Genomic DNA, 21,723 nt, shown 5'->3' on the forward strand with positions numbered 1-21,723 from the left:
GATGATCGAGTAGTCACGAAGGAGCGGGGTGGGCTGGTGGAAATCGAACAGGTGCGACACCACGTCGAGACCGCGTGGGCGGAGCGGGTCCTGCCGAGCCTCGCGGAGTTCGTGGCGATCCCGGCCGTGTCCCCCGCGTACGACGCGCAGTGGCGCGAACGTGGGCACCTGCGCCGCGCGGTCGAGCACGTCCGCGGCTGGCTCGAGGCGAACGCGCCGGCGGGCAGCACCTTCGAGGTCGTGGAGCTCGACGACGTGCCGCCCTTGCTGTTCGCGGAAATACCCGCCACGCCGGGAGCGTCCGGCGAAGGCACGACCCTGCTCTACGGGCACCTCGACAAGCAACCGCCGTTCGACGGCTGGTCCGAAGGACTCGGCCCGTGGCAGCCAGTGCTGCGGGGCGACCGGCTCTACGGCCGTGGCGCCGTCGATGACGGCTACGCCGCGTACGCGGCTCTCACCGCCGTCACCGCGGTCCGGGCCGCCGGCGGCGAGCACTGCCGCGTGGTTCTCGTGCTGGAGGCCGGCGAAGAGTCCGGCAGCCCCGGCCTGCCGGACTACCTCGGCCACCTGGCGGAGCGGCTCGGCCGGGTGAGCCTCGTGACCTGTTTGGACTCCGGCGGCGGTGACTTCGAACGGCTGTGGGTCACGCGGAGCCTGCGCGGGATCCTCCAGGCGACGCTCACCGTCGCCGTGCTCGAAGAAGCCGTGCACTCGGGGATCGCCAGCGGCGTCGTGCCCAGCTCGTTCCGCATTCTGCGGCTGCTGCTCGACCGGCTCGAAGATCCCGCCACCGGCCGGATCCTGCTGCCGGAGCTGAACGCGCCGATCCCGCCCGAACGCGTGGCGGACGCGCAGCGGCTGGCCGAACTGCGTCCACTGTCGACGCTGCACCCGCTTTCCCTGGTCCCCGGCGGGCGACCGGCCGCCGACGACGAGGCCGAACGCATCCTCAACAACACCTGGCGCCCGACCCTGTCGGTCACCGGCGCGGCGGGCCTCCCGGATGTCGCCGAAGCCGGTGCGGTCCTGCGGGCCTCGACGTCGCTGCGGCTCAGCTTCCGCCTGCCGCCCACCGTCAGCGCGGCCGACGCGGCGGCCGCGCTGGAGCGGGCGACCACGACCGACGTCCCCTACGGCGCTTCGGCGACGATCACCGATGTGATGGCCCAGGACGGCTGGTGCGCACCCGAGCCGCCGGCTTGGTTGTCCGCCGCGCTCGAATCCGGCGTTTTCGAGGCCCCGCACCAGTTCCTGGGCCTGGGCGGCGGGATCCCGTTCATGCAGATGCTCGGCCGGGCCTACCCGGACGCGGCCTTTCTCGTCACGGGCGCGGTCGGCGCCGAGTCGAACATGCACGTGCCCGACGAATGGCTCAACATCCCGTTCGCCCGCCAGATCACCGAAACCGTCGCCCACGTGCTGGCCGCCCACGCGCTCCAGCGCTGAGCAGACCCATTCGCCGTTTCGTGGTCCGGCCACCGGATTTCTCATGTGACCGAACTCTTGCGGAACCGGTTCCCGGCGAACTCGCTCAGTATCTTCGGTGGGACAACGGCACCGGAGGAAGGATTCGTCGTGACGTCCTGCTCACCCGTCGCGGCCAAGCCGCGCCGGTCGCTCACCGAGGTCGCGATCACGGTCTTCGGCCCCGACCCGCTGACGACGGAAAGCATCCGCAAGCTCCTGGGCGTCGAAACCCCGCGCACGGCGGGAGACGAGCCGCCGCCCGACGTCACCGTCGTCGTCGACGACCGCTTCTCCACGGCGACGATGCGCCGCGTCCAAGCCGCGGCCGTGCTCGCCGCCCCCATCGTCCTGCTCACCGCCGACGTGCGCGAGCACTCGCTGCTGTCCCTCGTCAGCCACGGCGTCGTCGCCGTGCTCGACCGCACCACCGCCACGGGCGCCGACCTCGCCGAGGCGGTGCTGTCGAGCGCCAACGGGTCCGCCGTGATGTCGCCCCGCCTGCTCGGCACCCTCGTCGCCCAGATCCGCGGCCTGCAACGCAACGTCCTGGAGCCCCTGGGCTACACCGGCCCCGGACTGTCCGCCCGCGAGGTCGAGATCCTCCGCATGCTCGCCGAGGGGGTCGAAACCCGGGAGATCGCCAAAACCCTCGTGTACTCCGAGAGCACGGTGAAGAAGGACCTGGCCTCGATCATCGGCCGCTTCAACCTCCGCAACCGCACGCAGGCGGTGGCCTTCGCTCTCCGCGCGGGCGTCCTGTGAGCCACTACTGATCGCTGGTTCAGGATAAGCTCGCCTCGTGAGCCGCAGCCGGAAAGACACCACCGTGCGCCGGGACGAGATCCTGCGCGCCACCGTCCGCCGCCTCGAGCAGGCCGGGATCCACGCCGTGCGGATGGCCGACGTCGCGGCCGACCTGTCGGTGAGCACGTCGCTGGTGCTCTACCACTTCAAGAACAAGGAAGCGCTGATTGCGGATGCGTTCACCTGGGCCGCGCAACGCGATCTCGAGAAGCTCGAACAGCTCACCGCGGGCGTGACGACGGCGTCCGAACGGCTGCGCACCGCACTCGACTGGTACGCGCCGACCGGGCGGGCGAAGGGCTGGCGCCTGTGGATCGAAGGGTGGTCGGCGGCGCTGCGCGAACCCGAGCTCCGGCAGGTCGGCCGCGAGCTGGACCTGCGCTGGAAGGAAGCGCTGGTCACGATCATCCAGGACGGCGTCCACGCCGGCGAGTTCACCGCGCCCGACCCGCGCGGCGCGGCCTGGCGGATCACCGCGTTCCTCGACGGGCTCGCCGTGCAGACCCTGGTGCACGGCGGGGTGCAGAACCGCGAGCGGATGCAGGAGTGGGCGCGCCGACACGTCGCGCACGAGCTGGGCCTCGGCCGTTGACAACCATTCACTCACTACTGCATGGTGATTCAGTAGTGAAACGAACGGGGCACACATGACAGCGCGGGAGCCGCACCTCTCGATCACCTGGACCGACACCGAGACGGGCCGCCGCGGGTTCGTGGTCATCGACCGACTGGTGCGTGGCGTCGCGAGCGGCGGGCTGCGCATGCGCGAAGGCTGCACGCTCGACGAAGTCCGCGGCCTGGCGGCGGGCATGACCCGCAAGGAAGCGTTGCACTACGAACCCGGCGCCCGCTACATCCCCCTCGGCGGCGCCAAGGGCGGCATCGACTGCAGCCCGCACGATCCCGAGGCCCGCGGCGTCCTCACGCGGTTCCTGGCCGCGGTGCGCGCGATCGTCGAACGGCACTGGACCACCGGGGAGGACCTGGGCGTCCGGCAGGAGACGATCGACGAAGTCGTGGCTGAGCTCGGGATGGACAGTTCCGTGCAGGCCGTCTACCCCTTGCTGGACAACGCCGACGAGGCGCGCGCCCGGTTGGCCAAGGCGTTTTCGATCGACGTCGACGGCGTCGCGCTGCCTGAGCTCGTCGGCGGGCTCGGCGTCGCGCAGGCCGCGCTGACCGCGATGGACCACCTCGATCCGCCGACCGCGCCGCGCCGGGCCGTCGTGCAGGGCTTCGGTTCGATGGGCGGCGCGACCGCGCGTTACCTGGCCCGGGCCGGCGTCCTCGTCGTGGGGATCGCCGACGCCGACGGCGTCGTGGCGAATCCCGCCGGTCTCGACGTCGAACGTCTCCTGCTCACGCGCGATCCGTGGGGCGGCCTCGACCGCACGCAGCTTCGCCCGGCCGACCGCGAGCTCCCGCGGGACGCCTGGCTCGACGTCGCATGTGACGTCCTCGTCCCGGCCGCGGTGTCCTACTGCCTCGACGAGACGAACCAGCACCGCGTCACCGCGCGGGTCGTCGTCGAAGCCGCCAACATGCCGACCACCGCCGAGGCCGAGGCCGCGCTCGCCGCCCGCGGCGTCACCGTGATCCCCGACTTCGTGGCCAACTCGGCCACCAACGCCTGGTGGTGGTGGACCCTGTTCGGCGACCTCGACGCCGACGCGCAGGAGGCCGAGACCAAGGTCCGCGAGTCGATGGACCGCATCGTCACCGACCTGCTCGCCCAGGCCCACGCGGTCTCCCCCCGGGCGGGCGCGCAACAGGTCGTGGACCGCAAGCTGGCCGAGATCGAGCGGCGGTACCCGGCCTGAGCCACGGTCAGCCGACGGCGGTGACCAGTCCGTTGCGGCTGCCGATCACGAGCGCGCCGTCGCCGGTGAGGGCCGGGTAGCTGTCCACCTTGCCGCCGAGGTCGACGTCGAAGAGGCGGGTGCCGTCGGGGTTGAAGCCGTAGGCGTGGCCGTTTTCGCCGCCGAAGTAGAGGTGGTAGGAGCGGTCGACGACGGTGGAACTCCAGATCTGGGCGCCGATGGGGCCGTAGCGGGCGGCCTCGTGTCCGGTGTGGACGTCGAAGACGTGGACCTGTCCACTGTGGTCGGCCACGTAGGCCAGACCGGACGCGGTGACCACGGGTGAGGAGTACGTGATCACGCGCGGTGCCTGCCAGGCCGGTTTCCCGTCCGGGTGATAGGCCCATTCGGCGCGGCCGTTGGTGCCCAGCAGCACGGTGCCGTCCGGACCGAGGCCTGCGGAGACCTCGGTCATGTCGTCGTGCGGGTCGGCGCGCCAGGCGATGCGGGCAGAGGTGCCCTGGTCGTCGAGGGCGATCAGCGACGAGTCGGCGGTGGTGTAGACGCGGCCGCGGCCGTCGGTGACCACCGAACCGTAGGAGGTCGTTCCGGTGTCGACGGTCCAGACGACGTGACCGGCCACGGTGTCCACTGCGGACACCGTGCCGTCGCCGGTTCCGACGTAGACCCGGGTGCCGTCGAAGGAAGCCGGAGAGGTCACCCGGGACGAGAACGCTCGCGTCCACAGTAGCCGGCCGGTCGGGGACAACGCGATCAGATCTTCGCCGCTGGGCAGGAGGATCGTGCCGTCGCGCAGCACCAGGGGTGAGATCGACAGGTCGCCGCCCACGGGGGTCTTCGTGTCGTAGGTCCATTTGTCGTGGCCGTCGGCCGGGTCGAGGGCGTGGAGTACGCCGCCGTTCGAAGCGATGAACACGGTGCCGTCCGCACCGACCACCGGGCCGGGGGTCGTGGCGCCTTCGAGGCGACGTTGCCAGCGGATGGTGCCGCGCGTCGGTCCCGACACAGCCGAGGCGCCCGAGTGCCGCGCGTCGTGCAACGCGGAAGGCCACGGCGTCCACGTCGCGACGCCGGCCGACGCCTGCGGAAACACGAGGGGAGGCGCAGCCGGAGCGGCCGGTGCAGCCCCGCAGGCAGCGAGCAGGAACGCACCGGCAGCAAGGGCACCACGTCGGAACATCACGTCCCCGAAGCTACAAGCGCCGAGACCACCCCAGGGCACCTCGGCCATTACGAAACCCTGACCGGCGCCGTCCTCGTCCTTCGCCGCCACTGGGCAGACCGGGCGTTAGCCGACGGTAAGGGATCTTCGCCGTGACGCGAGGCACACTACGAACAGTGGTCATCCAGCCGAGGAGCGTTGCCATGCAGAGGTCACCGGAATCCGCCCACACACCGCACCTGGGCCGTAAAGCGTGGGTCATCCCGGCCGCGGCGGCGGGGTTCGCCCTGTTCGTCGCGGCCGGCGCGCGGGTCGCCGCCGTCTTCGCCGAGTCCATGATGAGCGGTGTCGCCCTCATCGGCTCGTGGCTGATCCTCGCGCTGGGCCTGGCCTACGCGGGTACGCGGCTGCGCCCCGGGCTCGGGGCGGCGCTGTTCGTCGGGTTCGCTGTGGGGGTCCTCGCCGTCGCGTTCTTCGGCGGGATGCACATGCTCACCTGAGATCTTCACCGCCGTGAGGACGACCCCGCCCCGCAGACCACTGTGGACAGCCTTCCGCAGCGGCATCGGTTTCTCCGCAGTATCTCGGTCAGCTCGCCGGCAGGGTGATGCTCGTCAGATCGGGCTGACGGCCGCCCGTGAGCACCGGCGGGCGCGGGGTGCCCACCGAACCGTCGGCGGCCAGCGGGTAGGTCGTGACGCTGCCGTCGCCGTTGGTGTTGAAGTTCGCGTTGTACAGGCTGCGGCCGTTGTGGGACAGCGCGATGCCCTCGGCGCCGTTCCCGCCCGTCGCCACTGCCGGGCCGGCCTGTCGGAGACCGGCGGCCGTCACCGTGAACGTCGTGATGTGGCCAGGGCCGGTGCCGTTGGCGAAGTTGGCGACGTATGCGCGGTCACCCTTGGCGGTCAGGACGATGCCGCGGGGCTCGTCGGCGGGGTTGGGTACGGTGCTGACCAGCGCAGGCCGGGCACCCGCGCCCAGGGTGAGGTAGCTGATGCTGTCGGCCAGCGAGTTCGTGACGAGGACGTGCGCGCTGTCCGGAGTGATGGCGGCGAAGAAGGCGCCCTTTCCCGTGGCGACGGTCGTCACCCAGGCGAGGCTGCCGTCAGTGGCGACGGTGAACGTCGAAATGTCACCCGAAGCGCTGTTGGCGGTGACGAGGGTGCGGCCGTCGGGTGCGACCGCCAGTGCCGTCGTGCCGCGGCCGTGGGCGGGGATCGTTGCCACGCCCTGAGGCAGGCCGTCAGCCGAAATTCGGTAGTGCGAAACGGTTCCGTCTCCGCCGTTGCTGAAGTTGGCGGTGTAGAGATTCTTGCCGTCCGGGCTCAGCGCGATTCCCGACGGGGTCACGGGTTCGGGCGCCGGACCGTGCGCGGCGGGGAAGGCGGTCAGGCGCCCGTCGGCTTCGATCCGGAATGGAGTGACGTCCCGCGTGCCCCAGTTGCCGACGTAGAGCCATTTTCCGTCGTGCGAACGGATCGATGCCTGCGGGTGCGTGTCCCGTTTCCCCACCGGCAGCGAAATCGCCGGCGACTTCAGGGAACCGTCCTCGTTGAGCCCGAACTCGGCGATGGTGTCGGAGGCCCAGTTGGTGACGTACACCGCGCGGGGACCCGGGGCCGCGGGCGCGGCGGGCTCGTCCGACGAACAAGCTGCGAGCCCGACCGCGACCACGGCCGCCAGAGCGCCGGCCACCACGCGTTTCACCATGGATGTTTCCTTCGTCTTGGCCGGGCTGGTCGAACCCAGGCTAATCGTCGACGAAGGCCGGACAGTAGTTTCCGATTCCTTACGGAACCTCCACTTCGGACGCGTCAGTGCGTGAGCGCGGTCGGCGCGTCCTCCGGACTTTCGGCCAGCGGCTCGAACTCGTTGACACCCGCGAGGTCCGCGCCCATCGAGATGTTCGTGACGCGCTCCAGGATCACCTCGACGATCACCGGCACGCGGTACTCGGCCGCCAGCTGCCGCCCCTTCTCGAGCCCCGCCCGCAGATCCTCGGGCCGGCGCACGCGGATGGCCTTGCAGCCCAGTCCCTCGGCCACCTTCACGTGGTCGACGCCGTAGCCGGCTGTCTCGGGCGAATTGACGTTCTCGAACCCCAGCTGCACGCAGTAGTCCATGTCGAACGCGCGCTGCGCCTGCCGGATCAGGCCGAGGTAGGAGTTGTTGACCAGCACGTGGACGTACGGGCGCTTGAACTGCGCACCGGCCGCCAGCTCCTCGATCATGAACTGGAAGTCGTAGTCCCCGCTGATCGCCACGACCTCGGCGTCCGGGTCCGCGGTGGCCACGCCGAGCGCCGCCGGGACCGTCCACCCGAGCGGCCCGGCCTGTCCACAGTTGATCCAGTGCCGCGGCCGGTACACGTGCAGGAACTGCGCCGCGGCGATCTGCGAAAGCCCGATCGCCGAGACGTACCGGGTGTCCTTTCCGAACACCTGGTTCATCTCTTCGTAGACGCGCTGCGGTTTGATCGGCACCTCGTCGAAGTGCGTCTTGCGTTCCATCGTGGACTTGCGGCGCGCGCAATCCGCCGCCCAGGCCGCACGATCCGGCAGAGTCCCGGCTTCGCTTCGCTTCCGGGCCGCCGCGACGAACTGCTCCAACGCGGCCTTCGCGTCGGACACGATCCCGTAGTGCGGCGCGAACACGCGGCCGATCTGCGTCGGCTCGATGTCGACGTGGATGAACGTCCGCTCGCCGCGGTAGACGTCGAGGTCACCGGTGTGCCGGTTGGCCCAGCGGTTGCCGATGCCCAGCACGCAGTCGGCTTCGAGCATGGTGGCGTTGGCGCCGCGGTGGCTCGTCTGGATCCCCGCCATGCCGGCCATCAGCGGGTGGTCATCGGGGATGGTGCCCCAGCCCATGAGCGTGGGGATCACGGGGATGCCGGTCAGCTCGGCGAACTCGACCAGCAGGTCGGCCGCGTCGGCGTTGATGATCCCGCCGCCGGCCACGATCACCGGCCGCTGCGCCGCGCCCAGCAGGTCCAACGCGCGATCGACCTGGGCGCGCGTCGCCGCCGGTTTCGCGACGGGCAGGGGTTCGTAGGAGTCGATGTCGAAGTCGATCTCGGCCAGCTGCACGTCGATCGGCAGGTCGATCAGCACCGGGCCGGGCCGGCCGGTGCGCATGAGCCAGAACGCCTTCTGGAACGTGCCGGGCACCTGCGCGGGCTCCATCACGGTCACGGCCCACTTGGTGACCGGCGCCGCGATCGCCGCGATGTCGACGGCTTGGAAGTCTTCCTTGTGCAGCTTGGCCACCGGCGCCTGGCCGGTGATGCACAGGATCGGGATCGAGTCCGCGCTGGCCGAGTACAGGCCGGTGATCATGTCGGTGCCCGCCGGGCCCGACGTGCCGATGCACACGCCGATGTTCCCCGGCCGCGTCCGCGTGTAACCCTCGGCCATGTGCGAGGCGCCTTCGACGTGGCGCGCCAGCGTGTGCGCGACGTTCCCGTCCCGGCGCAACGCGGCGTAGAACGGGTTGATGGCGGCGCCAGGCAACCCGAAGGCATTCGTGATGCCTTCGCGGCGCAGCACTGCGACGGCGGCGTCGGCTGCGGTCATTCTGGGCATGAGTCCACTCCTGACAAATGACTGTCCTACTGGGTCCGGCCGGCGAGCTCTTCGGTGAGCTTGAACAGACCGGAATGGTCGAGCCCGCCGTCGCCGCGAGCGACGAGGGAGGCGATCAACTGCGCGACCGCACTGCCGAGGGGGATCGCCACCCCGGCTTCCTGTGCGGCCGCGGTGACGATGCCCATGTCCTTGTGGTGCAAGGAAAGGCGGAAACCGGGTGTGAAATCGCGCTTGAGCATGTTCTCCGACTTGCGGTCGAGGACGGTGCTGCCGGCCAGCCCGCCGCCGAGCACCTCCACGGCGACCACCGGGTCCACATCGGACGATTCGGCGAGCACGAGCGCTTCGGCGAGCAGCTGCAGGTGACCGGCGACCATGAGCTGGTTGGCGGCTTTGACGGTCTGGCCCGCACCGTGCGGACCGACGTGCACGATGGTGCGCCCGACGGCCTCCAGTACCGGCTTGGCCGCGGCGAAGTCCTCGGCGGCGCCACCGACCATGATGGACAGCACGCCCTCCACGGCACCGGCCTCGCCACCGGACACCGGCGCGTCGAGCACACGCACGCCGGCCGTCGCACCGGCCTCGGCGACCGCGCGGGCCGTGGCCGGCTCGATGGTGCTCATGTCGATGAGCAGCAGACCGGGGTGCGCGTTCTCGAAGATGCCGCCTTCACCCGTCGCGACCGCCTCGACGTCCGGCGAGTCCGGCAGCATCGTGATCACGACGTCCGAACCCTTGACCGCTTCCGCGATGCTCGACGCGCCCCGGCCGCCCGCCGCGACCAGCGCGTCGACCCGCTTCGCGCCGCGGTTGTAGCCGACGACGTCGTACCCGGCCTCGACCAGGTTCTCGGCCATCGGCAGGCCCATGATGCCCAGGCCGATGAAACCCACCGTGCTCATGTGAAATCTCCTGTGAAATCGGCGCGCTGAACCGGCGCCGGAAAGATCGGCGCTCGGTAATCGGTGCGGTGAAAGGACCCTCAGGAACGCGTATCGAGTGGATCGACGTCCCGGATGGACGCGTCGAGCAGCTGGATCGGGTGCACGACCGGGATGCCCTGGTCGAGGAACCGGCGGATCTGCAGCAGGCACCCGGCGTTCGCGGTGGCCACCACGTCGGGTTCGACGTCCGCGAGGTGCTTCGCCTTGCGGCGGCCGAGTTCTTCGGCTGTTTCGGGCTCCACCAGGTTGTAGATCCCCGCCGAGCCGCAGCACAGCTCCGCCTCGGCGATGTCGTGCACGGACAGCTCCGGGATGGTGCGCAGCAGTTCGCGCGGTTGCCGGCGGATGCCCTGGGCGTTGGCCAGGTGGCAGGCGTCGTGGTAGGCGACCTTGGTCTTCATCGGGTGCCGGGTGGCACGCGCGGGGAGGTCCGCGAGCAGCTCGTTGATGTCCCGCACTCGCGAGGCGAAGGTCTGCGCTCGCTCGGCGTATTCGGGTACATCCGCGAGCAGGTCGCCGTATTCCTTGAGCACGGACCCGCAACCGGCCACATTGACGACGACGACGTCGAGGTCGTAGCGCTCGAACATCTCGATGGTCCCCTTGGCCCGGACGAGGCCTTCCTCCTCCCGTCCCGCGTGGACGGACAGGGCGCCGCAGCACTGGCTGTCCTGCGGGACGTAGACGTCGCAGCCCTCGGCGGCGAGCACCCGGATGGTGGCGGCGTTGACGTCACCGAAGAAGACGCGGTTCGCGCAGCCGGCGAGCAACCCCACGCGCAGCCGCGCTTCGCCGACCGGCCCGAGGGTCCGTTCCGGCGTCTTCGCCCGCAGCGCCCGCAGTGTCACCGGCGGCAGCAGCGCTTCCAGCGCCCGGAGCCGTGGTGGCAGCAGCTTCAGCGTGCCCGACCGGTGGACGAGCGCCCGCAGGCCGAGGCGGGTGTAGAGCAGCCCGCCGAACGCCGCGAGCCGCAGCCGGCGCGGGTACGGGAACAGCGAGAAGACGAACGCGCGGAACACCTTGTCGAGGAAGCCGCGCGGCACGTGGCGCTCGACCTGAGGCCGGACCGACTCGATGAGCTTGTCGTACTGCACCCCCGAGGGGCACGCGGTGGTGCACGCGAGGCAGCCGAGGCACGTGTCCATGTGGTGGCCGAACGTCTCGTCCAAGCCGATCTCGCCCTGGGCGGCGAGGTCCATCAGGTAGATGCGCCCGCGCGGGGACTCCATCTCCTGGCCGGTGACCGCGTAGGTCGGGCAGGTCGGGAGGCAGAATCCACAGTGGACGCAGTCGTCGAGCAGCTCGCGCTTCGGCGGGTGGTGCTCGTCGAAGGAGCTGCCGAGTGTCGAGGTCATGACGCGCGCTCCTCGTCTTCGAGCCAGGGTGAGAACCGGCCGGCCCCGAACCGGCCGGCCGGGTCGAACTGCCGCTTGATCGCCCGCATCACCCGCACGGGCGCCGGTGGCGGACCCCATCCGTGGCCGGCGGAGAGGCCGTCGCGGCGCAGCACGGTCACGGCCGCGCCGAACTCCTGGTGCAGCTGGGTGAGGAGTTCGTCGTGGTCACCGGCGGTGAACTGGACGGTGTGGACGCCGATCGCCATCGAACTGGCCACTGCGGCTCCCGCGGCCACCATCCGCGTCACCAGAACCGGGCCCGCAGCGGGCAGTGTCCCGATTCGCACAACTGTCGTCCCTTGAACACCATCCGCGATCGCGGCAACACCCGCCCAGGCCGCGTCCGCTTCCTCGTCCGTGAGCACCCGGGCCGTCGTGCCCGCGAACCGGCACAGCTCACCTTCACGCTGCTCGACGCCCTCCGACGTCCCTTCGAGCCTCACCAGCAGCCGCCCGCCGGACCATTCGAGGGCCGAAGCCTCCAACCCCGTCATGACGATCCGGCCGGCCAGGTCGAACGCCTCGCCCGCGTCGGCCTCCACCGCCACCGTGCACATCGCCGGCGGAAGCGGGTGCGACCGCAGCACGACTTCGGCGACGACCCCGAGCGTCCCGAGGGATCCGTGGAACAGCTTCGCCAGGTCGTAGCCGGCGACGTTCTTGATCACGTGCCCACCGGACCGCGCGACCGTGCCGTCGCCGAGCACGACGGTCGTCCCGATGACCAGGTCACGCAGGCTGCCGAACGCCGTGCGCAACGGCCCGGCATCCGCGGTGGCCAGCAGCCCGCCGATCGTCGCGCCCCGCCGGGCGCGAGCCGGGTCGAGCACCACGCGCTGACCCGCCTCCGCGAGCGTCCGCTGAACGGTCGTGAGCGGCGTGCCCGCCCGGACCGCGATCGTCAGGTCCGAAGGGGCGTACTTCAGGACCCCGGACAACGACGTCGTGTCGATGATCGCGTCGGCCGGCTCGGCGGGCGCACCCCAGTCCGGGGCGGTCCCCGCACCGGCCACGAGCAGCCGAGGGTGGCTCGCCCGGGTGTCCGCGACCGCGGCGTGCACTTCCTCCACAGTGGACGGAGTGAACGTGGTTTCCGTCGTCACGCCCCTCACATCCGCTCGATCAGGCCGGCGGCTTCGAGGGGATGCGGCTTGTAGACACCCGGCCGTTCCCCGCACAGCCGCGGCGTCGGCAGCAGCTTGCCCGGGTTGCAGATCCCCGCGGGGTCGTACGCGTGGCGCAGCCGCGCCATCGTGGCCAGGTCGTCCGGGCTGAACTGGCGCGGCATCGAACACGCCTTGTCCGTGCCGATCCCGTGCTCCCCGGACAACGAACCGCCCAGGTCCACGCACAGCTCGGCGATGGCCCGCGAAAGCGCCTCCGCCCGCTCGTGCTCACCGGCGGCCTCGCTGTAGAGCACCAGCGGGTGCAGGTTCCCGTCCCCCGCGTGGAACACGTTCGCCACGCGCAGCCCGGCCTCGGCGGCCAGTTCGGAAATCCGGGTCAACGCCGTCGCCAGCTGCGTGCGCGGGACGACCCCGTCCTGCACGAAGTAGTTCGGGCTGATCCGCCCGACCGCGGCGAACGCGGCCTTGCGGCCCTTCCACACCAGCGCCCGTTCCTCGGCGTTCGCCGGAATGCGCAGCTTCGTCGTCCCGAACTCCTCGCACAGCTGCTTCACCTGCGCGAACTGCGCGTCGACTTCGGCCTGCGGCCCGTCGAGCTCCACCACGAGCGCCGCGGCGGCGTCACGCGAGTAGCCGGCGCTGACCGCGGCTTCGACGGCCTCGATGGCCAGCGCGTCCATCATCTCCACCGCCGCGGGCACGATGCCGGCCTCGATCACGGCGCTCACCGTGTCGCCCGCCTGCTCGACGGATGGGAAGTCGGCCACGAGCGTCTTGACCGCGGCCGGCTTGGCCAGCAGTTTCACGGTGATGCGCGTGGCGATGCCGAGCGTGCCCTCGGAGCCGACGAACGCGCCGAGCAGGTCGTACCCACCCTGCTGCGGGCAGTCGCCGCCGAGGACCGTGGTCGTGCCGTCGGGCAGCACGGCCTCGGCCGAGTGGATGTGGTGGACGGTGAAGCCGTACTTGAGGCAGTGGGCGCCACCGGAGTTCTCCGCGATGTTGCCGCCGATCGTGCACACCTGCTGCGACGACGGGTCCGGCGCGAAGTACAGCCCGTACGGCGCCGCTGCCCGGCTGATGTCCACATTGGTCACTCCGGGCTCGACGACCGCCCGCCGGTTCACCACGTCGATCTCGACCACGGACCGCAGGCGCTGCAACGAGATCACGACCCCGTCGGCGACCGGCAGCGCACCGCCGGACAGCCCGCTGCCGGCGCCGCGGGCGACGAACGGCACGTCGTGCTTCGCGCAGACCCGCACGGCCGCGGCGACCGCCTCCGCCGTTCGGGGCAAGAGCACCAGCGACGGGACGACGCGGAAGCCGGTCAGGCCGTCACATTCATAGGACCGCAGGGCGACCGGGTCGGACACCACCGCGTCGGCACCCACGGCTTCGACGAACTCGGCGTGCAAACGCTGCGGCACCGTCGTCACCTCCACCAGGTCGTCCAGCGTTCCCCCGGTTCACGGAGGAGGTCTGGAACATGACTGAGATACAAGTCGTAGCCCGTCCAACGCTAACTCCCAGCCTACCGAGTCACAAGGGCTGAAGGCCATAAATTTCCACCAAGTGTAATTGATCTTCCGCATGGTGAAATTCAGTGGCCGGCCTCCCTCACCCCCGCGCGCAGCCGGCCGGCGAGGTCGGTGAAGCTCACGGCGCTGAGGTCGCAGTCCGTGGTCGCGGCGGCGTCGGCGGGCCGGTCCGGGCCCTTCTCCCCCGGTCGTTCGACGAAGGCCGTGCGGAACCCGGCGTCGCGCGCGCCGTGGATGTCCCACGTGTGGGCGGCGACCATGAGGACGTCGCGGGGTTCGACGTCGAGCAGCTTCGCCGCGTTGGTGTACGCGCGACGGTCGGGCTTGTACGCGCCGACGTTCTCGGCCGACAGGATCGCGTCGAACCCGAGACCGGCGCCCTTGACCACGTGGGTGAGCTGGGCGAACCCGCCGTTGGACAGCGCGACCACCACGAAATCGCGGCGCAGCTCGGCCAGCCCCTCGGCGGCGTCGGGCCACGGCGGCAGCGCGTACCAGGCCCGCACCATGCGCTCACGCGTCTCGGCGCCGAACTTCCCGGCGACGCCGAGTACCTCCAGGCACTCGTCGAGCGCATCGCGGTGCACGGCGTCGAGGTTCGCCCAGCCGCGTTCGCCGCGGTTGATCTGCCCGACCGCGGGCAGGTAGCGCTCGCGCCACGCGTCCACGAGCGCGGGGCAGTCGAGCTCGACCTCTTGGTTTCGGGCGATCGCGGCGACGCCGTCGATCACGCCGCTGCGCCAGTCCACAGTGGTCCCGAAGACGTCGACGGCGATCACCGTCACCTCGCTGACATCGGACATCTCGCTCCGTTCTCCGTTGAACAGCACCACTTACGCGGTGTCCACACCCAGCCATTCGCGCAGCTCGCGCCGCCCGGCCTCGGTGAGGTCGACGGCGCGGCTCGCCTCCAGGAGGTCGATCCAGCCCAGTTCGAGCAGCCGGCTCTTCACCGCGGCGCCGAGGCTGCCCGCGAGGTGGTGCCGGCGTTCGCTCCAGTCCATGCACGGGCGGGCCAACGGCCGCGCGCGCCCGCGCAACCCGTCGACGTCGATCCCGTGCGCCGCCAGCTCATCGCGCCCTCGGTCCGAAACGCCGTAGGAATCGTGGTCCTGGACCAGAAATCCCTTGGCCAGGAACGCGTCGGTGATGGCGACGCCGACGCTGCCCGCGAGGTGGTCGTAACAAACTCGGGCCTCGCGCAGCTTGCGCCCGCGCGTCGCCTGCCGCAACGACTTCGCCGGCCCGGGCGGCGCGAGGAGCAGCAGGCCCTCGATCGCGTCGGCGACGGGGCTCGCGAGCCGGTACAGCCGCTGGCGGCCGGACACTTCGACGACGACCAGACCGCCGTCCTTCAGCTTGCGCAGGTGCGTGCTCGCCAGGGACGCCGAGATGCCGACCTCCGCCATCAACGCCGAGACCGGCTGCGGGCGTCCGTCGAGCAGCAGCAACAGCATCGCGGCGCGGTTCCGGTCGGAGAGAAGGAATCCGATCCGGGCGAGATCCGCGTCACCTGCCATGCAGTCACGATAACTCCGGAACGGTTGAGCGCCGGTTGAACAATGGCCGGGCCGGCTACAGCCCCGCGTCCTCGGTCACGCCCAGCGCGCGGCGGGTGCTGGACAGGTGCGCCCGGACGGCCTCGCACGCCCGTTCGGCGTCGCCCACGTGCACGGCCTCCGCGATTTCCTGGTGTTCCTCGAGGATCACGTCGAGGCGATTGCGCGTGCCGCTGCGTCCGTTCACAGTGGACTCACCGACCATCCGCATCTGCCGATCGCGCAGCGAGCCGTACACCGAGCCGAGGATCGGGTTCGCGGCCGCGTCGACCAGCACGGTGTGGAACGCGCGGTCGGCCTCGAGGAACTCGCCGAGCCCGGCCGCCGTCTGCTGTTTGGCCCGCTGCTCCTCCATGGCCGCGAAGACGGCTTCACGCACGTCCGGCCCCGCGGCCGCGACTTTGCCGGCCGCGAACTGCTCCAGCACGAGCCGCGCCTCCAGCACCGCGCGGACCTCATCGGGCGAAACGGGGACGACCAGCGCACCACGCTGTGGGTAGAGGCGCAGCAGCCCTTCGCCCTCCAGCCGCAGGAACGCCTCGCGCACCGGCGTCCGGGACATGCCCAGCGCCTCGGCGACCTCGCCCTCGCTGATCAGCTCGCCGCCCGGGAAGCCGCCGGAGAGCACCTGCTCCTTGACGTACGCGAGCGCGCGGTCCTTCGCACCGAAGCGCTCGCTCGCCATAGATCCCCCGTGAGGTCGGAAGAAATCCCAGACGTATCTTAGCCGCCGGTCAGGCCGGGACGAGCGCGGCGCGGAAGGTGCTCCGGTAGCTGCCCGCGGTGGTGCCGACCTGGCGTTCGAAGTGGCGGCGCAGGGTTTCCGCGGAGCCGAACCCCACCATCGCGGCGATCTCGGAGATGCGGTGGTCGGTGGTTTCGAGCAGCACCTTCGCGCTCGCGACGCGTTCGCGGCTGACCCAGTCGAACACCGTCATCCCGGTGGCGCGGCGGAACTTCCGCACGAGGCTGCGCTCGCTCAGGTGCAGGTGGGCGGCGAGCCCGCCGAGGGTGAGCGGCTCGTGGAGGTGCTCCCGCAGCCACGCCAGGAACGAACCGAGCGCCGGCTCGCCCGGGATCCGGATGGAATCCTTCACGAACTGCGCCTGCGCGCCCGGCCGCCGCGGCGCCGTCACCAGCAGCCGGCCGACGTCGCCGGCGTAGGCGTGGCCGAGGTCTTCGGCCAGCAGGTGCAGCGACAGGTCGGTGGCCGAGAAGATCCCGCCCGAGGTGTGCACGGGGCCGTCGTCGAGGTAGAGGCAGCCGGGTTCGAGGCGGACCTCGGGGAACTCGCGGCGGAACTCCTCGGTGAACAGCCAGTGGGTGGTGGCGCGGCGTCCGTCCAGCTGCCCGGCGCGGGCCAGCAGGAACGCGCCGCCGCAGAACGAGACCATCCGCGCGCCGTTCCCGGCGGCCGCGACCAGGGCGGCCAGCAGCGGCCGCGAGCGTTCCGCCAGCGGATCCTCGACGCCGGGGACGAGCACGGTGTCGGCCGTCAGCAGTGTCTCCAGTGGCGCGAGCTCGCCGAAGTCGACGCCCGAGCGCAGCACCTGCCGCGGCTGCTCGCCGCACAGCACCACATCGTAGGCGCTCTCGGCGTCCCCGGTCAGCTCGGCGATCGCGGACATCCGCGGGCCGAACACCTGCTGCACCACCGTGATCTCCAGTGCCACGGAATCGGGCACCAGCAGCACCGCGATCACGTGCTTGGCGCGGCCACGCGAAGTGACGGGCGTCTTGGCGGGGTGCACGCGTTCACGGTAGCGAGGGTTACTTGAATCTTCAAGTCATTGCGGTTGCGGCTCGGTTGTTCCGTTCGAGGCTCAGCTCTCGGCGCCGAAGGCGCTGCCGAGGACGCCCGCCCGGAGTTCGGCGAGCACGACGTCGGCCGTCTCGGCCGGCAAGTCGGGCTTCGCGCCCGTGCCGCTCGCGACGACGACCGTGGCGACGTCGTGCAGTTTCACGTTCGTGTGCTGTGAGATCTCGCGCAGGGCTTCGAAGGCCTCGTCCTCGGTCCAGCTCCGAACCAGCATCAGCATGCCCTTGGCCTGCTCGATCACCGGGCGCGTCGCGAGCGCAGCCTCCAGCTGCTCGACCTTGGCCGCCTGCCCCACCGGCTCCAGCTCAGAACTCACGCGAAAATTCCACCACAGGATGGTGGGACCCCACCACTTCCGGCCGCGGCCGGTCACCCTCACGAACCGGTGCCGTTACCCGGCCCCAGTGCGAGCTCCGCCCACACGGTCTTCCCCGTCGCCGTGACCTGCTGACCCCACGCCACGCACAGGGCGGCGATGAGGTGCAGGCCGCGGCCACCCTCGGTGTCCGGCGGCCGCGGCGCCGCGCGGGCCGGGGTGCTGTCGTCGACCTCGACGCGGACCAATCCGGGCATCCGCAGCAGGCGCACGCACCACGGGGGCCCGCCGTGGGAGAGCGCGTTGGTGGCCAGCTCGTCGACGACCTGGACGATGTCGATCAGCACGTCGGCATCGACGTCGAGCAGGTGCTCGCGCGTCCAGCACCGCACCTGGTGCAGCTCGCCGCCCGCGCCGGTCAGCGGCAGCGCCGTCATCGCGGCGGCCGGCTCGAGCGCAGGGGAGAGTCCACCAGCGGTCAGCGCTCCTTTTTCCGAACTTCGGGCATGATCCAGCGTCCTCATACCCCGATTCGAAGGAGTTGAAGCATCGCCAGGTCGGGGCGGTCGGGAGGCTGCGGCGCCGACGGCGACGGCGCGCGGCGGCCGCCCGCCGACGGTGACGGTGCCCTGGCCGACGCGCCCCCACCGTCACGCCCGATGTGATCCCCATCGCGACCAGCCGACCCGCCCGGCCGGGCAAGTAGGGTCGACCGCCATGGGGTTCCGGCGCGGCTTGGCACTGCTGGTCGCTGCCACGTTCTTCATGGAGATCGTCGACGCCACGATCATCGCGCCCGCGGCACCGCTCATGGCGGCCGATCTCGGGGTGAGCTCAGTGGACGTCAACGTGACCATCACGGCCTACGTCCTGACCCTCGGCGTCCTCATCCCGATCAGCGGCTGGCTCACCGACCGCTTCGGCGCGCGCCGCGTGTTCGCGACCGCACTGATCCTGTTCACCCTTTCGTCATTGGCGTGCGCACTAGCACCAAACCTTGTTCTTTTGACAACAGCGCGAGTCGTTCAAGGTGTCGGCGGCGCGATGATGGTGCCCGTCGGCCGGCTGGTGGTCCTGCGCGCCACGCCCAAAAAAGATCTCGTCAAAGCGGTCGCCTACCTGACGTGGCCGGCGTTGCTTGCGCCCGTGGTGGCGCCGGTGGTCGGCGGGCTGCTCGCGCAGTACGCGTCGTGGCGGTGGATCTTCGTGATCAACCTGCCGCTGGGTATCGCCGCGCTGGCCGTGGCGTGGGCGATCGTGCCGGACCTGCGGGCGGAGCGGCCCGCGCCGTTCGACCGGGTCGGGTTCGGGTGGGTGGCCGTCGGCACCGCCGCGCTGGTCGTCGCCCTCGAAGGCCTCGGCTCGGGCTTCGGCCCGGCGACGGCCGTGGCGCTGGTCGTGGCCGTCGTCGGCCTCGGCTGGGCGATCCGGCATCTGCTGCGCGCGCCGAATCCCTTGCTGGACCTGCGAATCCTCCGCATCACGACCTACCGCATCACCGCCGCCACCGGCTCGGTCTACCGCGGCGTGATCACCGCCATCCCCTTCGTCCTCCCGCTGCTGTTCCAGCTCGGCTTCGGCTGGACCCCCGCCCGCGCCGGCTTGGTGGTGATCGCACTTTTCGTGGGCAACGTCGGCATCAAACCCGCCACCACCCCGCTCATGCGCCGCTTCGGCATCCGCACGGTGCTGCTCGCGTCGATCCTCGTCGGCGCGGCCTGCCTCGCCGGCCTGGCGTTCGTGCGCGCCGACACGCCGTTGCCCGTGCTGCTCGCCCTGCTCCTCGTCAGCGGCATCTCCCGCTCCACCGGCTTCACGGCCTACAACAGCGTCGCCTTCGCCGACGTCGACGAGCCGCTCATGAACCACGCCAACACCCTGCTCTCGACGCTGCAGGAACTCGGCGCGGGCCTGGGCGTGGCCATCGGAGCCCTGCTCATCCGCGCCGGAGGCCTGGTCGCGACCGACGCGCCCGGTCCGTTCCGCGTGGCGCTGGCGCTGCTGGCCGTCCTGCTGGCGATCCCGCTCGTCGCCGCGATCCGGCTGCCCCACAACGCCGGCAACGCCGTCACCGGACGCGTATCCCGGCGAGGATGAGGTCGATCCCGGTGAGGAACTGCTCGCGGTCGTCGTGCTCGCGCGCTTGCCGGGCGACAGCCCGGGTGAACGGGTAGTCGTCCGGGTCGAGTGCTTCCCACGCCGCCGACACCGCGTCGAGGAACTCCGCCCGGTCCACCACTGACCCGGCGACGCGGGTGTTCGAAGCGTTCTGCGCGGCGGCGCCGAGGATGTAGTGCATCAGCGCCGACGCCACGGTGAACCAGCTTTCCTCGGGCACACCCAGCGCGCCGACGTGCCGGCCGATGCCCTCGAAGATCCGCAGTGGCACCGATTTCGTCGGACCGTGCGACAGCTGCAGCGACACCTGCGTGGCCAGCCACGGGTGTTCGGCGATCGCGGCGAACAGCCCCAGCGCGACGGCGCGGATCTCGTCCCGCGGCGAGCCCCCGGCCTCGGCGGGCTCGGCCAGCGCGGCGGCGACCACGGCGTCGGTCGCGGCCTCGAGCAGCTCGCCCTTGTTCGCGACGTGCCAGTAGATCGCCCCGGGCCCGGTGGCGAGGCGCTCGCTCAGCGCGCGGAACGTCAGCCCGCCCTCGCCGGACGCGTCGAGCAGCTCGACGGCGGCCTCGGTGATGCGCTCGCGGGAGAGCGCCTCGGTACGCCGCTGAGCTCGGCGGGTCCGCGCAACCATGCGTCCATCTTGACACATCTGGAATGTCGTTCCAACATTGGAACAGCGTTCCAGTCCACTTCTCGGCAGGAGTCACCATGAACACCGTCACGATCATCGGCGCCGGACTCGGCGGCCTCACCCTCGCCCGCGTCCTGCACGTCCACGGCATTCCCGCCACCGTCTACGAAGCCGAGGCATCCGCAGGGGCGCGCGCCCAGGGCGGGATGCTCGACATCCACGACTACAACGGCCAGATCGCCGTCGAAGCCGCACAGCTCATGGCCGAGTTCTCCGGCCTGATCCTCGAAGGCCGCCAGCAGATGCGCGTCCTCGATCCCGACGGGACCCTCCTGCTCGACCAACCCGACGACGGCACCGGCGGCCGGCCCGAAGTCCAACGCGCCGAGCTGCGGCAGCTGCTGCTCGACTCACTCCCCGCCGGCACGGTTCGCTGGGGCGCCAAGGTCGTCGACGCGCGCTCCGTGGGCGCCGGCCGCCACGAGGTGACCTTCGCCGACGGCAGCGTGGTCGCGACCGACCTGCTGGTCGGCGCGGACGGCGCGTGGTCCCGCGTCCGGCCGTTGCTGTCGGACGCGGTTCCCTCGTACGCCGGCACCTCGTTCGTCGAGGTCTACCTGTACAACGCCGACATCCGCCACCCGGCCGCCGCGAAAGCCGTCGGCGGCGGTTCGCTCATCGCGCCCGCGTCCGGCCGCGAGATCCACGCGCACCGCGAAAGCGGCGACACGCTGCACACCTACGTCGTCCTCACCCGGCCCCAGGAGTGGTTCGCCGCCATCGACTTCACCGACCCGGCGGGTGCTGCCGCCCGCGTCGCGCAGGAATTCACCGGCTGGGCCCCGGATCTCACCGCCCTCATCACCGAGGCCGACACCGCACCCGTGCTCCGCCCCCACTTCACCCTGCCCCACGACCACCGCTGGGACCGCGTCCCCGGCGCCACCCTCCTCGGCGACGCGGCCCACCTCATGCCCCCCAACGGCGAAGGCGCCAACCTCGCCATGCTCGACGCCGCCCGCCTGGGCCAAGCCTTGGCCGCCCACCCGGGCAACGTCGAGAAGGCCCTGTCCGAATACGAACACGAAATGTTCCCCCGCAGCCAGGCCGTCGCCACCGAGGGCGCCGAGATGCAAGAACTCTTCTCCCGCGGCACCTCGGCCCGCGACCTCGTCGCCATGCTCACCGGCGCCGAGTGAGTGGGGCCGGTTCCGCTGGTTTTGTCGCCGCGCCATTCGGAAGTTGCCGGCGGAACCGATCCCCGCGCCGCAGATCCCGGACGGATCCGCGTCATCGCACCACCGGCTTTCCCGGACACCGCCGTTCACGGTCTCTGAGTAAGCCGCATCGGTTCCGCTGGTCCCGCCGCCGCGCCACCCCAAAGCCGAACCTCCAGAGGAACCTGCACGGCAAGCAAGGTTC

21 protein-coding genes are annotated in these 21,723 nt (G+C 71.1%); 7 read left to right on the forward strand and 14 right to left on the reverse strand.

Translation table 11 applies throughout. From position 1 onward, the window contains the following. The first annotated feature begins 36 nt into the window (after positions 1 to 36). From ACQPXB_RS37980 to ACQPXB_RS37995, 4 genes are all read left to right on the forward strand, one after another. Entirely contained in the window at positions 37 to 1,449 is a 1,413-nt protein-coding gene (locus ACQPXB_RS37980; protein ID WP_432846444.1) for a M20/M25/M40 family metallo-hydrolase, read from the forward strand. Positions 1,450 to 1,578: 129 nt separating this feature from the next. Next, on the forward strand, positions 1,579 to 2,232 hold the full coding sequence (locus ACQPXB_RS37985) for a LuxR C-terminal-related transcriptional regulator (RefSeq protein ID WP_386947428.1): 654 nt from the start codon (positions 1,579 to 1,581) through the stop codon (positions 2,230 to 2,232). A 37-nt stretch (positions 2,233 to 2,269) separates the two neighbouring features. Next, positions 2,270 to 2,866, forward strand: a complete 597-nt coding sequence (locus tag ACQPXB_RS37990; protein ID WP_386947426.1) for a TetR/AcrR family transcriptional regulator — start codon at positions 2,270 to 2,272, stop codon at positions 2,864 to 2,866. A gap of 55 nt (positions 2,867 to 2,921) precedes the next feature. Then, entirely contained in the window at positions 2,922 to 4,094 is a 1,173-nt protein-coding gene (locus ACQPXB_RS37995; protein WP_432846446.1) for a Glu/Leu/Phe/Val dehydrogenase dimerization domain-containing protein, read from the forward strand. A gap of 7 nt (positions 4,095 to 4,101) precedes the next feature. Here the strand turns inward: ACQPXB_RS37995 and ACQPXB_RS38000 are convergent, their stop codons facing one another. Further along, on the reverse strand, positions 4,102 to 5,187 hold the full coding sequence (locus ACQPXB_RS38000) for a PQQ-binding-like beta-propeller repeat protein (RefSeq protein WP_432846448.1): 1,086 nt from the start codon (positions 5,185 to 5,187) through the stop codon (positions 4,102 to 4,104). Between the two features lie 272 nt (positions 5,188 to 5,459). Between ACQPXB_RS38000 and ACQPXB_RS38005 the strand changes: the two genes are divergently transcribed. Further along, entirely contained in the window at positions 5,460 to 5,756 is a 297-nt protein-coding gene (locus tag ACQPXB_RS38005; RefSeq protein ID WP_366587393.1) for a hypothetical protein, read from the forward strand. Between the two features lie 88 nt (positions 5,757 to 5,844). On the opposite strand, the gene ACQPXB_RS38010 is transcribed toward ACQPXB_RS38005, so the two are convergent. The 12 genes from ACQPXB_RS38010 to ACQPXB_RS38065 all read right to left on the reverse strand — a co-directional run bounded on the left by ACQPXB_RS38010 (position 5,845) and on the right by ACQPXB_RS38065 (position 18,073). Further along, positions 5,845 to 6,966, reverse strand: a complete 1,122-nt coding sequence (locus ACQPXB_RS38010) for a lactonase family protein (RefSeq protein WP_432846450.1) — start codon at positions 6,964 to 6,966, stop codon at positions 5,845 to 5,847. Positions 6,967 to 7,070: 104 nt separating this feature from the next. Continuing rightward, entirely contained in the window at positions 7,071 to 8,840 is a 1,770-nt protein-coding gene (gene gcl / locus ACQPXB_RS38015; protein WP_432846452.1) for a glyoxylate carboligase, read from the reverse strand. Positions 8,841 to 8,866: 26 nt separating this feature from the next. Next, positions 8,867 to 9,940, reverse strand: a complete 1,074-nt coding sequence (locus ACQPXB_RS38020; protein WP_432846454.1) for a 2-hydroxy-3-oxopropionate reductase — start codon at positions 9,938 to 9,940, stop codon at positions 8,867 to 8,869. After that, positions 9,829 to 11,145: a (Fe-S)-binding protein gene (locus ACQPXB_RS38025; protein WP_432846456.1), complete on the reverse strand. Its 1,317-nt coding sequence runs from the start codon at positions 11,143 to 11,145 to the stop codon at positions 9,829 to 9,831. Before ACQPXB_RS38025 ends, ACQPXB_RS38020 begins: the two co-directional genes overlap by 112 nt. After that, complete coding sequence (locus tag ACQPXB_RS38030) at positions 11,142 to 12,290, reverse strand: FAD-binding oxidoreductase (protein WP_366587380.1); 1,149 nt, start codon at positions 12,288 to 12,290, stop codon at positions 11,142 to 11,144. The genes ACQPXB_RS38025 and ACQPXB_RS38030 overlap by 4 nt, the downstream gene beginning before the upstream one ends. Positions 12,291 to 12,295: 5 nt before the next feature. Beyond that, entirely contained in the window at positions 12,296 to 13,753 is a 1,458-nt protein-coding gene (locus tag ACQPXB_RS38035; protein WP_432856944.1) for an FAD-linked oxidase C-terminal domain-containing protein, read from the reverse strand. A 164-nt stretch (positions 13,754 to 13,917) separates the two neighbouring features. After that, positions 13,918 to 14,658: a haloacid dehalogenase type II gene (locus tag ACQPXB_RS38040; protein ID WP_432846458.1), complete on the reverse strand. Its 741-nt coding sequence runs from the start codon at positions 14,656 to 14,658 to the stop codon at positions 13,918 to 13,920. Between the two features lie 30 nt (positions 14,659 to 14,688). Further along, on the reverse strand, positions 14,689 to 15,375 hold the full coding sequence (locus tag ACQPXB_RS38045; RefSeq protein WP_366587373.1) for an ArsR/SmtB family transcription factor: 687 nt from the start codon (positions 15,373 to 15,375) through the stop codon (positions 14,689 to 14,691). Positions 15,376 to 15,430: 55 nt separating this feature from the next. Further along, entirely contained in the window at positions 15,431 to 16,099 is a 669-nt protein-coding gene (locus ACQPXB_RS38050; protein ID WP_432846461.1) for a GntR family transcriptional regulator, read from the reverse strand. A gap of 49 nt (positions 16,100 to 16,148) precedes the next feature. After that, positions 16,149 to 17,165 carry a GlxA family transcriptional regulator gene (locus ACQPXB_RS38055; RefSeq protein ID WP_432846462.1) on the reverse strand — a complete coding sequence of 339 codons (1,017 nt, stop codon included), beginning with the start codon at positions 17,163 to 17,165 and terminating at the stop codon, positions 16,149 to 16,151. A 72-nt stretch (positions 17,166 to 17,237) separates the two neighbouring features. Further along, positions 17,238 to 17,549, reverse strand: coding sequence for an ANTAR domain-containing protein (locus ACQPXB_RS38060; protein WP_366587366.1), 312 nt, complete (start codon positions 17,547 to 17,549; stop codon positions 17,238 to 17,240). A gap of 59 nt (positions 17,550 to 17,608) precedes the next feature. Further along, positions 17,609 to 18,073: an ATP-binding protein gene (locus tag ACQPXB_RS38065; protein WP_386947403.1), complete on the reverse strand. Its 465-nt coding sequence runs from the start codon at positions 18,071 to 18,073 to the stop codon at positions 17,609 to 17,611. Between the two features lie 193 nt (positions 18,074 to 18,266). Between ACQPXB_RS38065 and ACQPXB_RS38070 the strand changes: the two genes are divergently transcribed. Continuing rightward, entirely contained in the window at positions 18,267 to 19,646 is a 1,380-nt protein-coding gene (locus ACQPXB_RS38070) for an MFS transporter (RefSeq protein ID WP_432846465.1), read from the forward strand. Here the strand turns inward: ACQPXB_RS38070 and ACQPXB_RS38075 are convergent. Next, positions 19,618 to 20,301 (reverse strand): TetR/AcrR family transcriptional regulator, encoded by a 684-nt coding sequence (locus ACQPXB_RS38075; RefSeq protein ID WP_432846466.1) that lies wholly within the window; start codon positions 20,299 to 20,301, stop codon positions 19,618 to 19,620. The genes ACQPXB_RS38070 and ACQPXB_RS38075 overlap by 29 nt on opposite strands. A 77-nt stretch (positions 20,302 to 20,378) precedes the next feature. Between ACQPXB_RS38075 and ACQPXB_RS38080 the strand changes: the two genes are divergently transcribed. Beyond that, positions 20,379 to 21,500 carry an FAD-dependent oxidoreductase gene (locus ACQPXB_RS38080; RefSeq protein ID WP_432846468.1) on the forward strand — a complete coding sequence of 374 codons (1,122 nt, stop codon included), beginning with the start codon at positions 20,379 to 20,381 and terminating at the stop codon, positions 21,498 to 21,500. Positions 21,501 to 21,723 lie beyond the last annotated feature (223 nt).

It is taken from the genome of Amycolatopsis sp. CA-161197, from assembly GCF_050942255.1.
Classification (GTDB): domain Bacteria; phylum Actinomycetota; class Actinomycetes; order Mycobacteriales; family Pseudonocardiaceae; genus Amycolatopsis.

Excerpts from the sequence above, each read along its gene's own strand:
- ACQPXB_RS37995 (WP_432846446.1), top strand. The coding sequence starts at position 2,922 with ATGACAGCGCGGGAGCCGCACCTCTCGATCACCTGGACCGACACCGAG.
- ACQPXB_RS38005 (WP_366587393.1), top strand. The coding sequence starts at position 5,460 with ATGCAGAGGTCACCGGAATCCGCCCACACACCGCACCTGGGCCGTAAA.
- ACQPXB_RS38010 (WP_432846450.1), bottom strand. The coding sequence starts at position 6,966 with ATGGTGAAACGCGTGGTGGCCGGCGCTCTGGCGGCCGTGGTCGCGGTC.
- gcl (WP_432846452.1), bottom strand. The coding sequence starts at position 8,840 with ATGCCCAGAATGACCGCAGCCGACGCCGCCGTCGCAGTGCTGCGCCGC.
- ACQPXB_RS38025 (WP_432846456.1), bottom strand. The coding sequence starts at position 11,145 with ATGACCTCGACACTCGGCAGCTCCTTCGACGAGCACCACCCGCCGAAG.
- ACQPXB_RS38040 (WP_432846458.1), bottom strand. The coding sequence starts at position 14,658 with ATGTCCGATGTCAGCGAGGTGACGGTGATCGCCGTCGACGTCTTCGGG.
- ACQPXB_RS38045 (WP_366587373.1), bottom strand. The coding sequence starts at position 15,375 with ATGGCAGGTGACGCGGATCTCGCCCGGATCGGATTCCTTCTCTCCGAC.
- ACQPXB_RS38050 (WP_432846461.1), bottom strand. The coding sequence starts at position 16,099 with ATGGCGAGCGAGCGCTTCGGTGCGAAGGACCGCGCGCTCGCGTACGTC.
- ACQPXB_RS38065 (WP_386947403.1), bottom strand. The coding sequence starts at position 18,073 with ATGAGGACGCTGGATCATGCCCGAAGTTCGGAAAAAGGAGCGCTGACC.
- ACQPXB_RS38070 (WP_432846465.1), top strand. The coding sequence starts at position 18,267 with ATGGGGTTCCGGCGCGGCTTGGCACTGCTGGTCGCTGCCACGTTCTTC.
- ACQPXB_RS38075 (WP_432846466.1), bottom strand. The coding sequence starts at position 20,301 with ATGGTTGCGCGGACCCGCCGAGCTCAGCGGCGTACCGAGGCGCTCTCC.
- ACQPXB_RS38080 (WP_432846468.1), top strand. The coding sequence starts at position 20,379 with ATGAACACCGTCACGATCATCGGCGCCGGACTCGGCGGCCTCACCCTC.